The sequence below is a fragment of the Nocardia farcinica genome (genome assembly GCF_001182745.1).
Lineage (GTDB): Bacteria > Actinomycetota > Actinomycetes > Mycobacteriales > Mycobacteriaceae > Nocardia > Nocardia farcinica.
Genome location: NZ_LN868939.1, coordinates 1,289,844 through 1,302,497 on the forward strand (window position 1 = coordinate 1,289,844; position 12,654 = coordinate 1,302,497).

Annotated in this window: 11 protein-coding genes; 5 read left to right on the top strand and 6 right to left on the bottom strand. The window is 71.3% G+C overall.

Going from position 1 to position 12,654, the window contains the following annotated elements:
• Window positions 1–56: 56 nt before the first annotated feature.
• Window positions 57–3,506, top strand: a complete 3,450-nt coding sequence (locus tag AMO33_RS23035; RefSeq protein ID WP_240327297.1) for an AfsR/SARP family transcriptional regulator — start codon at window positions 57–59, stop codon at window positions 3,504–3,506.
• Here AMO33_RS23035 and AMO33_RS23040 read toward each other — a convergent pair.
• The 4 genes from AMO33_RS23040 to AMO33_RS23055 form a co-directional block, all read right to left on the bottom strand.
• Window positions 3,488–4,327, bottom strand: a complete 840-nt coding sequence (locus tag AMO33_RS23040) for an ABC transporter permease (protein WP_060594236.1) — start codon at window positions 4,325–4,327, stop codon at window positions 3,488–3,490. The two genes, AMO33_RS23035 and AMO33_RS23040, sit on opposite strands and share 19 nt — an antisense overlap.
• Window positions 4,324–5,301, bottom strand: coding sequence for an ATP-binding cassette domain-containing protein (locus tag AMO33_RS23045; protein ID WP_060594238.1), 978 nt, complete (start codon window positions 5,299–5,301; stop codon window positions 4,324–4,326). Before AMO33_RS23045 ends, AMO33_RS23040 begins: the two co-directional genes overlap by 4 nt.
• 91 nt (window positions 5,302–5,392) lie before the next feature.
• The gene (gene menE / locus AMO33_RS23050) at window positions 5,393–6,526 is read right to left on the bottom strand and encodes an o-succinylbenzoate--CoA ligase (protein WP_050768343.1); all 1,134 of its coding nucleotides are present in this window, start codon (window positions 6,524–6,526) and stop codon (window positions 5,393–5,395) included.
• 299 nt (window positions 6,527–6,825) lie between these two features.
• Window positions 6,826–7,218: a VOC family protein gene (locus AMO33_RS23055; RefSeq protein WP_060594240.1), complete on the bottom strand. Its 393-nt coding sequence runs from the start codon at window positions 7,216–7,218 to the stop codon at window positions 6,826–6,828.
• A gap of 214 nt (window positions 7,219–7,432) precedes the next feature.
• On the opposite strand from AMO33_RS23055, the gene AMO33_RS23060 reads away from it, so the two are divergent.
• Both AMO33_RS23060 and AMO33_RS23065 read left to right on the top strand, forming a co-directional pair.
• Entirely contained in the window at window positions 7,433–8,656 is a 1,224-nt protein-coding gene (locus AMO33_RS23060) for a helix-turn-helix domain-containing protein (protein ID WP_060594242.1), read from the top strand.
• A gap of 162 nt (window positions 8,657–8,818) precedes the next feature.
• The gene (locus AMO33_RS23065; RefSeq protein WP_011211673.1) at window positions 8,819–9,121 is read left to right on the top strand and encodes a hypothetical protein; all 303 of its coding nucleotides are present in this window, start codon (window positions 8,819–8,821) and stop codon (window positions 9,119–9,121) included.
• Window positions 9,122–9,157: 36 nt separating this feature from the next.
• On the opposite strand, the gene AMO33_RS23070 is transcribed toward AMO33_RS23065, so the two are convergent.
• The gene (locus AMO33_RS23070; RefSeq protein WP_011211672.1) at window positions 9,158–10,051 is read right to left on the bottom strand and encodes a 1,4-dihydroxy-2-naphthoyl-CoA synthase; all 894 of its coding nucleotides are present in this window, start codon (window positions 10,049–10,051) and stop codon (window positions 9,158–9,160) included.
• Window positions 10,052–10,145: 94 nt separating this feature from the next.
• Here AMO33_RS23070 and AMO33_RS23075 point away from each other — a divergent pair, with 94 nt between their 5' ends.
• Window positions 10,146–10,862: a PaaI family thioesterase gene (locus AMO33_RS23075; RefSeq protein WP_240327299.1), complete on the top strand. Its 717-nt coding sequence runs from the start codon at window positions 10,146–10,148 to the stop codon at window positions 10,860–10,862.
• Between the two features lie 108 nt (window positions 10,863–10,970).
• Window positions 10,971–11,420 carry a DUF6918 family protein gene (locus AMO33_RS23080; protein ID WP_011211670.1) on the top strand — a complete coding sequence of 150 codons (450 nt, stop codon included), beginning with the start codon at window positions 10,971–10,973 and terminating at the stop codon, window positions 11,418–11,420.
• Window positions 11,421–11,586: 166 nt separating this feature from the next.
• Here the strand turns inward: AMO33_RS23080 and AMO33_RS23085 are convergent, their stop codons facing one another.
• A complete protein-coding gene (locus tag AMO33_RS23085; protein WP_060594244.1) occupies window positions 11,587–12,588 on the bottom strand; it encodes a helix-turn-helix transcriptional regulator in 1,002 nt (333 codons plus the stop codon).
• Window positions 12,589–12,654 lie beyond the last annotated feature (66 nt).

The window sequence follows — 12,654 nt, forward strand, 5'->3', positions numbered from 1 at the left end:
CGGCGGGAAAATGCGCGGGGAATCGGCGCTGGCTCTCACCTACGATGACGGATGGCATGTGTGCACACCAGCGCGGCCTCGCCGGCCCGGCCCCCACCCTCACCTCGTCGGGCGACGAGGCGATCGTCGTAGGTCTGCTCGGCGAGGTCGCGCTGCGACGCGACGCCGCGCTCGTGCCGGTGCCGGGGGTGCGCGCCCGGCTGCTGCTCACCGCGCTGGCGCTGCGGCCCGGCCGGCACCGCGGTGCGACGTCGCTGATCGAGGACGTCTGGGGCGACAGCCCGCCGCGTGCCCCGATGAACGCCCTGCACACGCAGGTCTCCCGGCTGCGCGCCGCCCTGCCCGACGGTGCCGTGGAGGCCGGGCCCGCCGGATATCGGCTGCTGCTGCGGCCCGCGCAGGTCGACCTCGCCCGGGCGGGGGAACTGCTCGCCCTGGCCCGCGAGCACGTCCGCGGTGCGAACGGTTCGGCGGGCGACGTGGCCGCCGGGCTCGCCGCCGTTTCCGCCGCCCGCGCCCTGTGGCGCGGGGAGCCCGCCGCCGACCTGCCACCCGGACCCGTCACCGATGACCTGCGCACCGCCGCCGGTGCCCTCGCCGCCGACCTCGACGCGGTGGAACTGACCCTGCGCGAAGCCGACGGCGACACCGAGGCCGCGCTGCGAATCGCCCGGCGCGCCGCGGCGGCGGACCCGCTGAGCGAGCCCGCCCAGCTGGCCCTGCTGCGCCTGCTCGCCGCCACCGGTCGCCCGACCGAGGCACTGGAATCGTTCGCCGCCTTCCGCGCCCGTCTCGCCGACGAACTCGGCGCCGATCCCGGCCCCACGCTGGTCGCGATGAACACCGCGATCCTGCGTGGTGAGCCCGTAGTTCCGGTCCCGCGCCCGGCTTCGGCCGGACCGGCGCGGGGTGCCGGGCACGAGCGAGCGGCGGCCGGCGGCAGCGCGCCGACTACCCCGGGCACCCATCCCGCCATCGGCCTGCGCGCCGCCCCGAACCCGTTGCTCGGGCGAGAAGCCGACCTCACGGCGCTGCTCGGGCTGGTCGAGCAGGCACGGGTGGTGACGGTGCTCGGCCCCGGCGGCACCGGGAAGACCCGGATCGCCAACGAACTCGGCGCGCGGATGACCCGCCGCGAGCCGGTGGTGCTGGTGGAGTTGGCGTCGGTGCGTTCCGGCCCTGGTGCCGACGCCCGCGTCGAGGTGGAGGCCGCGATCAGCGCGACTCTCGGTCTCGGCGAGGTGGTGCGTGAACCGGGCGGCCTGCTGCGCCCGGGCCGCGTCGACTTCGGGCGGCGGCTGCGCGAGGCGTTGGCCGCCCGGCCGATCCTGCTGATCCTGGACAACTGTGAACACCTGGTGGACGCGGTCGCCGCGGTGGTCGCCGATCTGATCGGCGCCTGCGAGCACCTGACCGTCGTCACCACCAGCCGGGCGCCGCTGGCCATCACCGCCGAAACCGTCTATCCCCTGGACCCGTTGGCGATCGACCCGGCCGGTTCGCCCGCGACCGAACTGTTCGCCGCGCGTGCCAGGGCGGTGCGGCCCACGGTTCGCCTCGACCCCGAAGTGGTCGCGCGGCTGTGCGCGATGCTCGACGGACTGCCGCTGGCCATCGAACTCGCGGCGGCGCGCACCCGCACCATGAGCGTCGAGGAGATCGAGCGCCGCCTCGAACACCGCTTCGCGCTGCTGCGTTCCGGTGACCGCACCTCGCCGGAACGTCACCGCACCCTGCACGCGGTGATCGCCTGGAGCTGGAACCTGCTCGACGAACCCCAGCAGCGCGCGCTGCGCCGGATGTGCCGCTTCCCGGCCGGTTTCACGCTCGCGGCCGCCGAGATCGTGGCGGGCGGACCGGACGCCGCGGAGGCCATCGAAGGGTTGGTGAGCCAGTCGCTGCTGACCGTGCTCGAGGGGGCCGAGGGCACGGGCGTGCGGTATCGGATGCTGGAGACGGTTCGCGAGTTCGGTGAGGAACAGCTCGGGGCCGAGGAGGCCGACCTGGTCGTCGCCCGCATGGCCGCGTGGGGGCGCAGCTACGCCCGCGACGCCCTGCGACGCTACCGGGCCGCCGAGCAGCTGGCCACGGTGCATTCGGTCGCCGAGGAGGTCGACAACCTGGTCGCGGTGCTGCGCGCGGCGGCCGACCGCGGTGACGGCGCGACGGCGTACCGGGTGTTCCCGGTCGCGGGACTGCTGTGGATGATGCGCGGCGCGCATCTGGATCTGCTCGCGTGGGCGCCGCGCGTGCTCGACTGCCTGCCCGAGGGCGACGATCCGGCCGGTATCGACGCCGACCTGCACATGTTGGCCTGCCTGTTGATCGCGGTGCACACCGTCTACATCAGCGCCGAGGCACGTCCGTTCCTCGCCACCCGCATGCGGATCCGGCGGTTGCTGCGCCGCGCGCGCGACCTCGATCCGAGCCTGCGCCTGCTCGGCGAACTCGCCTGCGCCGACCTGTCCGGCCGGCGCCTGCCCCGGCTGCTGGCCGAGGGAGCCCGCTCGCCGGACCCCGACGTGCGCATCGCGGCGCTGGTGGCCAGGGCGAACCTGCGGGAGAACGCCGGTCTGGTGCACGGGTCCACCCGCGACGCGCAACGGGCGCTCGAACTGCTCCGCGACCGCGATCCGTGGGGCACCGCGCTGGTGTGCCAGCACCTGGGCCAGCTCGGCGGGCAGACCGCTCACTACGCCGAATCGGTGCGGCACTACCGCCGGGCGGTCGAACTGCTGCGGTTGCTCGGCGCGCACGAGGAGATCATGGAGATCCGCAGCTTCCTCGCGGTGGCGTTGATCGCCGACGGCAGGCCGCAGGAGGGCGCGCGGGAACTGGAGTTCGCGTTCGAGGGGGCCGACCGGTCCCATCCCGCGCCCGTCGACGATCCCGGCATCCTGCGCAACCACCGGCTCTCCGCGGTCGCCGCGGCCGTCGCCGAATTGCGGTTGGCCCAGGGCGATGTCGATGCGGGCTTGCGCTACTACCACCGCGCCCTGGATCTGCTCGGCTGGCCGCAGGACAACCTGGTGCCGGGGCCGGGCGGGTTGATGCTGGCCGCCGCCGCGATCGGTGCGCACGTCCTGCACGGGCGGGCGGACCGGGCCGCGACACTGGCCGATCAGGTGGCCGCGGGTGCCGCGGTCCGGCTCGCCCAGTTCTACGACCTGCCGCAGGTCGGGTCGGCGGCCTGCGCGATCGGGTCGTGGCTGCTTGCGCTCGACCCGTCCTCGGCGACCGGCCTGGAACTGCTCGTGCTCGCCGCCCGCGCCGTGGCCCGCCAGGACTATCCGTCGATGACGCTGCGCCGCCACATCGACCTGCACACCCCGCGGGTCGGCGCCGACCGCTTCGACGCGGCGGTGCGCGCGGGCGCGGTCACCGGCAGGCTCGCCGCCGCGCACCGCATCATCGAGCTGCTCCGGGCGAGCTTCCCGGTGGCCGACGGCGAAGGCCGGGACCGCGACGCGCGATCCCGGACCGACGCTCAGGCGCGGCGCATGTAGGCCCGCACGGTCAGCGGTGCGAAGATCACGATGACCGCGGCGGAGCCGATCAGCGACCAGGCCAGGTTGCTGCCGTAGAAGTTGTCGTTCATCAGTTCACGACAGGCGTTGACCATGTAGTAGACCGGGTTGGCGTGGTTGATCGCCTGCATCCAGCCGGGCATGGTCTGCACCGGGGCGAACGCGCCGGACATGAACGTCAGCGGGAACATCACCATCATCGAGATGCCCTGCACGGACGCCGCGCTCTTGCCGGTGACCCCGACCAGCGCCCAGATCCAGCTGATGGCGAACGAGCACAGCACGATCACCAGCGACGCGGCCAGCACCCCGGCCGAGCCGCCGCCCGGCCGGTACCCCAGGCACAGACCGACCACCACGGTGAGCGCGGTGGCGATGCCGTAGCGCACCATGTCGGCGATCAGCGCTCCGGCCAGCGCCGAGATGCGGGCGATCGGCAGGGATTTGAAGCGGTCGAACACGCCCTTGTCCATGTCCTCACGCAGCTGGGTGCCGGTCACCACGGAGGTGAGCACCACCGTCTGCACGAGGATGCCGGGGATCAGGATGGGCAGGTAGTCGTGCACGTTCCCGGAGATCGCGCCGCCGAAGATGTAGGTGAACAGCGCGGTGAACAGGATCGGCTGCACCGTGACGTCGAAGAGCTGCTCCGGTTTGTGTTTGATCTTGAGCACACCGCGATAGGCCATCGTGAACGAGGCGGCCAGGGTGCGGCGCAGGCCGATGTGGTTGTCGGCCCGGGGAGTTCGGGTGGGTGCGGTGGCGGTGGCCGCGGTGCGGGTGGCGGTGGCGGTGGTCATGCCGCGCTCCGTTCGGTGTCGTCGTCGGCCGGGTGGCCGGTGATGGTGAGGAAGACTTCGTCGAGGCTCGGTTTGCTGACCGAGATCTCGTCGATGGCGATGTCGTGTTCGCGCAGCCGGATCAGCAGGTCGGTGGTGAGGCCCGCCTCGCGCAGCGGCGCGGTGAGCCTGCCCGCCTCCGGGGTGATCTGCGCCTCCACGCCGAGCAGTTCGCCGATCACGCGGCGCGCCTGCTCGAGCAGTGCCCGGTCGGCCAGGGTGAGGTGCAGGGACGAACCGCCGATGCCGGCCTTCAGTTCGTCGGCGGTGCCGTCGGCGATCACCCGGCCGCGGTCGATCACCGCGATCCGGTCGGCCAGCTGATCGGCTTCGTCGAGGTACTGGGTGGTCAGCAGCACGGTCGCGCCGTCGGCGACGAGTCTGCGGATGGTGTCCCACATCTGGGCGCGGGTGCGCGGGTCCAGGCCGGTGGTCGGCTCGTCGAGGAACAGCAGCGGCGGGGTGGAGATCAGGCTGGCGGCCAGGTCGAGCCTGCGGCGCATACCGCCGGAGAAGTTCTTCAACGGCTTGTTCGCCGCCTCGGTGAGGTCGAACTCCTCGAGCAGGTCGGCGGCGCGGGTGCGGGCCGCGGCACGGGTCAGGCCGAGCAGCCTGGCGAAGATCACCAGGTTCTCCACGGCGGTGAGATCCTCGTCCACCGAGGCGTACTGGCCGGTGAGCCCGAGCAGCGAGCGCACCGCGGTGGGCTCGGCGACCACGTCGTGGCCGAAGATCCTGGCGCTGCCGCCGTCGGGGCGCAGCAGGGTCGAGAGCATGCGGATGGTGGTGGTCTTGCCCGCCCCGTTCGGTCCGAGCACGCCGTAGACCGCACCCTGCGGCACGGTCAGGCTGACGCCGTCCACGGCCCGCTGCTGTCCGAACACCTTGACCAGGCGGTCCGCCTCGACGGCGGGTACGGCGGTCGGTGAAGTCATGGCGGTTGGTGATGTCATGACAACGACTGTGCGCGGGCCCGCTTGCACGGGGCTTGCACCGCGATGGCGTCGCGCTTGCGCCGACCGCCGATCAGGTGTGCGAGCGGGTGAGCAGCAGTTCGCGCAGCTTGTTGCGGTTCGGCTTGCCGGGTCCGTGCAGCGGCAGTTCGTCGAGGATCGCCAGCTCGCGCGGTGCGGCGATGGCGTCGAGTTCGCGCACCACGTGCTCGCGCAGTTCCTCGAGCGTCGGCCGGGCGCCCTCGGCGGGCACCACCGCGACCGCCACCCGTTGACCGAGCCGCTCGTCGGGCAGCCCGAGCACCACGCATTCGCTGATCGCCGGGTGGGTGACCAGCACGGCCTCCACCACCTGCGGGATCACCAGCAGGCCGCCGGTGGTGATGGCTTCGTCGAGACGGCCGGTGACCTGGAGGACGCCGTTGTCGTAGGTGCCCGCGTCCTCGGTGCGGAACCAGCCGGGTTCGGCGAAGGCGGGATGGTCGGGCTGGCCGCGATAGCCCTTGGCGATCATCGGCCCGCCGAGCACCACCCGGCCGTCCTCGATCCGCACGAGGGTGCCCGCCAGCGGCACACCGTCGTAGACGCAGCCGCCGCAGGTCTCGCTCATGCCGTAGGTGCGCACCACGTTGATGCCGAGTTCCCTGGCCCGCTCGTACACCGGCGCCGGCGTGGCGGCGCCGCCCACCAGCACCGCGTCCAGGTCGGCCAGTGCCGCGGCGGCCTCGGGCTCCTCGATCGCCTTGATCAGCTGGGTCGGCACCAGCGAGGTGTAGCGGCGCTCGCCACGCATGCCGGAGATCGCCCCGGCCAGCGCCTCGGGCAGGAAGCCGCCGGAAACGTCGAGCACCGTCGGCTCGGTTCCGGCCAGGATGCTGCGCATCAGCACTTGCAGACCGGCGATGTGATGGGTGGGCAGCGCCAGCAACCAGGTGCCCGGCCCGCCCAGCCGGTCATGGGTGGCGGTGCCGCTGGCTCGCAGTGCCGAGGAACTGAGCATCGCGCCCTTGGGCACGCCGGTCGTGCCGGAGGTGGTGACCACCAGGGCCACGTCGTCGTCGATCGGGTCGCCGGGGCGCAACGCGTCGGCCAAGCGGCGGGCCTCGCGCCGATCGGTGGTGGGGATGGGCAGCCACGCCGGGCCGTTGCCCTCCATCGCCTCGCGCAGATGCGGGAGCACATCCCCGACGCCTGATCCGGTGGGCATCGGCAGCGTTCGCAGGGTGTTGCTCACGACGCGACCTCGTTCCAGCTCATGGTTCGCTCGCAGCAGGGCCTCACGATAGGGATCGTGTCATGGGCGCACGGCCGCGCGCGGAACGGGTGGGTCGGAACGTCACGGGGTGCGCGGAGCCAGGCATCGAGACTGCGATTCACTCGTCGGACAGGACGGGGACTGCGGGTCCCGGGCATCGACGGCCGGGTGCCGCTACGCCGTAATGGTCCTCGCCGGGTACGCGCTTGGCAACTCGGCAGCCGCCGCCCGACCGGCGCTTCCGCCCGCACTCAGGGCTCCGACCAGCGCGAATCCCGCCGGATCGGGTGCTCCGGCGGCACCTCGACCAGCACGATCGGCACACCGTCCGGATCTTTGATCCACATCTCGATCAGCCCCCACGGCTCCTGTTGCGGCGCCCGGTCGATCGGCACCCCCTTGAGCGCGAGCTCCACCGAGGCCGCGCCCGCGTCGCGCACCTGCAACCACAGCGCCCCCTCGAAGCTGTTCGCCCGCCCCGAGCCGCCGTGCGCGGCCACCTCCACCAGCGACTGCCCGGCGAAGAACACCGTGCCGCCCGGATACTCCCTGGCCACCGCCAGCTCCAGCCCGTCGCGGTAGAAGGCGAGCGTGGTGCCGTAGTCCTTCGGGCGCAGGATCACTCGGCTGCTGAGAATGTCCATTCGCGGATCCCTTCGGTGTGGTCGCGCGGTGTCGGTCGCGGAAGTCCCGCATGCTCAGAAGTACCAGGAATCCGGGGTCTCGGGGCGCAAGGCTCCCGGCATTGTGGACAGTTGCCGTGTCGGACGGACGGCCTGTGGAGAAGCGGCGGTCGCGGGTGCGTGGGCCGGTCTACCCTGGGCTGGACGGATCCGATGCGCGGAGGGGTGGGGCCGGATGAACGAGATTCCCCCGAACGAGGTGGGTCGGCGCGTGCGCGAAATCCGGCTCTGGAGGGGATTGAGTTTGACGGCCGCCGCCGGTCTGGCCGGAATCTCCTTCGGGTATCTGGGGCGTATCGAACGCGGCGAGCAGGCGCTGACCAATCGCCACACGCTCGAAGCGCTCGCGGCGGCCTTGCGGGTCGCGCCGTCGGAGTTCAGCGGGCGGCCGTGGGAGACGAACGAAGGGCCCTCGTCCGAGGCGCACGCGACGTTGGTCGCGTTCGAGAAGGCGCTCGAGGTGTGCGAGTTGGGGGAGGACTCCGGTGTCGCGGCTCGACCGTGGCCGCAGATAGCTGACGATCTCCGCCGCGTCGCCGAGTGCAGGCAAGCAGCCGACTACGCGACGCAGGGCAGCCTGGTGCCGCCGTTGTTGGCGGAACTTCACGGGGCTTACGTGCACAATCCGCAACGACGCCGGGACATTCTCGTCGGATTGATCACGTGTTACGACGCGATGGCCTGGGCTACCAAGCGCCTCGGCGGGCGCGGGTTGCCGTTGTTGGCCGCGAAGGCGGTTCGCGAATGTGCGGAACAGCTGGAGTCACCCGCGTGGATGGGATTCGCGGTGTGGTTGCGTGGCAGCGTCGGCGGAGAAGTCTCGCGCGAACGGCAGTACCTCCGCGCTGTCTCGATGGCCGATCGAATTCGCGGCCATTTGGATGATTCCGATGTCATCCAGGTGTACGGAATGCTGCATTTGAACGCCGCGCTCGCTGCTGCGGTGCAGGCCGACCGGGCGACGGCCGAGACCCATCTACGGGAAGCTGCGCAGGTGGCGCGTCGGATGGAAGAGCCCGTCGGCGCCTTCGGAGGTTTCTGGTTCGGGGAGGTGAATGTCGCCATCTGGCGCTCGTCCATCGGCCTGGAGCTGGGTGACGGTGCCCGGGCTGTGGAGACAGCGAGTGACGTTCCGGTTGCGGCAATCCCGAGCCCCGTACGCCAGGCGAACTATTTCGCGGAGGCCGGACGGGCACTGCTGATCGAACCGCGGCATCGCCAGCGCGGGCTCGCGTTACTCCTGCGGGCGGAAAAGCTTGCACCTCAACGCGTCCGGTGCGACTTCTTCGTCCGAGAAGCGGTAGCCGGTCAGTTGCGCTCGGCTCGACGTGACGCGCACGGCCGCGAATTACGCGGATTGGCATGGCGGTTGGGAATCGGTCCCGACCACCGCGGGTGAATCACCTGCGGTAGGACGGCCTCCGACAGGCTTGTCCTTCGAGGACAAGTCTTGTGCACGCCCTCTCATAGCTTGTCAGCGGGCACCCGCCGACGGTCGCAGCCGCTGTCGCGGCCGGGGATATCGGTGTCATCAGTGACGGTTCGAGGGAGGGAGACGGTCTTGCGCGCACACCCCACCGCGTTCGGGTGGATCGCACTCGAGGTCAGCCGGTGGCCGGAGGGGGACAAGGCCGCGATCCGGCGCCTGGCCCGCCACCTCGGCTACCGCCTGTACTGGCCCCGCCCCTCCGTCCTCCCGCTGATCGATCAGATCCGCTCCGCCGACGTCGACGCCGTGCTCACCCCGTCCCCGGCCCACCTCGACATGATCCAGCTGAACGCGATCATGAGCATCGCCGACGTCGAAACCCTCCACCCCCGCCTGAGTTTCGCCCGCTGGGCAACCACGCACGGGCAGCGATGAGTGCGGTTCCTGCGATGGATCACCCGGTCGGTGGGGTCAGAAATACCAGGGGTAGGGCGTCCAATCCGGGGCGCGCTTTTCCAGGAAGGCGTCGCGGCCTTCGACGGCTTCGTCGGTCATGTATGCCATGCGGGTCGCTTCGCCGGCGAACAATTGCTGGCCGACGAGGCCGTCGTCGAGGAGGTTGAAGGCGTATTTGAGCATGCGCTGCGCTTGGGGGGACTTGCCGTTGATGTCGGCGGTCCATTCCAGGGCCTCGTCCTCGAGGCGGTCGTGGTCGACGACTTTGTTGACCGCGCCCATCCGGTGCATTTCCTCGGCGGTGTAGGGGCGGCCGAGGAAGAAGATCTCGCGGGCGAATTTCTGGCCGACCATCTTGGCCAGGTAGGCGCTGCCGTAGCCGCCGTCGAAGCTGCCGACGTCGGCGTCGGTCTGCTTGAACCGGGCGTGCTCGCGGCTGGCCAGGGTCAGGTCGCACACCACGTGCAGGCTGTGGCCGCCGCCCGCGGCCCAGCCGTTGACCAGGGCGATCACCACCTTGGGCATGAACCGGATCAGTCGCTGCACCTCGAGGATGTGCAGGCGGCCCGCGCGCGCCGGGTCGACGGTTTCGGCGGTCTCGCCGCTGGCGTACTGGTAGCCGCTGCGGCCGCGGATGCGCTGGTCGCCGCCGGAGCAGAACGCCCAGCCGCCGTCCTTGGGGCTGGGGCCGTTGCCGGTGAGCAGCACCGCGCCGACGTCGGAGGTCATCCGCGCGTGGTCGAGCGCCCGGTACAGCTCGTCGACCGTGTGCGGGCGGAAGGCGTTGCGCACTTCCGGCCGGTCGAACGCCACCCGCACCGTGCCCTGTTCGATATGCCGGTGATAGGTGATGTCGGTCAGGTCCTCGAACCCGGGGACGGGGCGCCACAGCTCGCTTTTGAACGTCACGCGGGCATTATCGCCCCGTCGGATTCCGCCAGACCGAGGGCCACCGGCCGCCCCGTCGACTTGACGGTGTAAAGCCGCGCGATACCGTGCAGGTATGAGCGAGGAAGTGAAACCTGTTCCGGACGGCGCGCACGCCGAAGGAACGGCCAACCGCGCCGGGACGGCGATCCGCCCGCGCATCGACACCAGCGCCATCGACCCGGACCGGTACGAATCGCACGGCGGCTTCCCCAAGGTGGCCCCCGCGCAGGTCGGCCCGAACTTCGGTCCCTTCGTCGAAGCGATGCGCACCCTGCAGGATCTGGCCGTCTCCGCCGACGCCCCCGACGAGGTGTACGGCGCCGCCCTCGCCAAGGCCCGCGAGATGATCGACCTGCTCGAGCCCTACCGCGCCCCGGAAATGCACTCCCCGGCCGGGCGCGCCGTCGACCTGCCCGGTCGCGGCAGCCTGCTGATGCTGCCGTGGACCGTGCTCGAGGCCGGGCCCGACGGCATCACCATGACCGGCGTGTTCCGCCGATTCCACCTGGGCGGCAACGGCGCAGCGCACGGCGGCGTGCTCCCGCTGCTGTTCGACGACCTGTTCGGGATGATCGTGCACTACTCCGGCAGGCCGATCAGCCGCACCGCCTTCCTCCATGTGAACTACCGCAAGATCACACCGTTGGAGACGCCGTTGACCGTCACCGGCCGGGTGGATCGAGTCGAGGGCCGAAAGACCTTCGTCACCGCCGAATTGCGCGATGAGCAGGGCGAATTGCTCGCCGACTCGGAAGCGCTGATGGTGCAGCTGCTGCCCTGGCAGCCGTGATCGGACCGGCTGCGGCCCGATAGCCGGGTCGGCCTCGCGTGCGCGCGTGCGCCGGTGCGTATAGTGGCGTGCGCTCGTTCATCGACATCGATCCGGAGGACCCTCAAAGTGGTTGCAGCACTGTCTGAATCCCTGCTCGACGACGCGAAGCGCTCGGCCTTCCTTGCCGAAGCCAAGGAGGTTCTGGACGCCGAGGTGTCGGACAAGGGTGGTGCGTCGGGCCTGGCCGTCAAGGGCGGCTACGCGGCTGTGAACAAGATCAGCCCCTCGATCGTGCCGGACGCCCTGGAGTCGCTGGCTCCCAAGCTGCTCGAGCAGCTGGAGCCGTTCTGGCAGGAATTCAAGGCCGCGGGTGGCCAGGGCCGCTTCGCCGACCTGCTCGTCGCCAAGTCCGACGAGGTCGCCGAGGCCCTGCTGGCCGTCACCGATGCGCGCGCCCAGGCCTCGAGCCGCCCGGCGCTGCAGAAGGTGTACAACTCGATGCGTTCCTCGGCCAAGAAGAACGTCATCGAGGCGCTGCCGCGCGTGGGCGACCTGGTTCAGCGCCACGCTGTGTAGTTTGCCGCGCCTTCGGCGCGGCGGGTCGCGGCCCCCTCGTGTCTCGAACGCGAGACGGGCCGCGACCACTCGGTTGGTTTCTTGCTGAGTTCGAAAGCCGCCGTTTTCCAAGGGGGGAGCTCGTGCGGGGCGGCATCATGCTGTCGGCCCCGGCGGGCGTTGTCGATCAGGGGGTTTCGGATCCGCGCGGGGGCGTGGAATCCGGTCGTGTTCCCGGGGAGGAATAGAGCTGCGCTATCTCCGTGCCCAGTTCGTGTAGTCGGGTGCGGGCTTGCGGTGGGGCGGTGACGGTGAGGCTGTTGCCGAATTGCAAGAGGATTCGGATGTCCTCGGGGGTGCGCAGGGCGATGGTGACGGGGATTCGCCCGCCCGGTGCGCCGGGGTGGGGTGTGAGCCGATGGCCGAGGATTCGGCCGGCGCGGGGGAGTTGGGCGGGGTCGATGTCGGCTTCCACGTGGTAGGTGTGGGTGTCCTTCCAGGTCTCGACCAGGTCCGCCGCCACGTCGGCGAGGGTGGCGCCGGGGCGTAGCCGGCGCGGGGAATCGAGCGCGCGCCAGGATGTCACGCGGTCCAGGCGGTAGAGGTGGGGGCGGCGGTCGTGGTCGGCCACCAGGTACCAGGTTCCGGCTTTGGCGAGCAGTCCGTAGGGATCGACGGCGCGCCAGCGGGGGCGGTCTTCGTGGGAGTGCCGGTACCGGATGCGTAGGCGGACGCCGCGGCGCACGTCGTGGACCAGGGCGGCCGGGGAACTGTCCGGTGGCGGCTCGTGCGCGGACCACGGACGGCTGTCCGGGACGACGACCGCGCTCAACGGAAGCAGGCCGTCGGGGGAGCGGCGGGGGCCCAGCCGCATCTTCCGCCGGACGCGCTCGCCCTCGGCCGCGACGCCAAGGGCGGCGCGCTGGGCGTCGTCCAGGCCGGCGAGGGCCAAGTGGTCGCGGTCGGCCGGGGTCAGTCGCGCGATGTCGAACGGACCGCCGGGCAGCAGCGTCACCCCGCCGTGGCGGCCGCGCTGCACCACGAGCGGAAAACCCGCGTCGCGCAGCCAGTTCAGATCGCGCAGCACGGTGCGCACCGAGACGCCCAGCTGGTCGGCCAGGTGCTCGGTGGTGAGCGGTCGTCCGGGGCGCAGGGCGAGCAACAGGGCGAAGAAGCGGTCGGGCGTCACCGTTGCAGTGTGTCGGGAAATCACGCCGGAATGTGTCGGGTATCTGCCCGACAGTGGCGGGGCAAC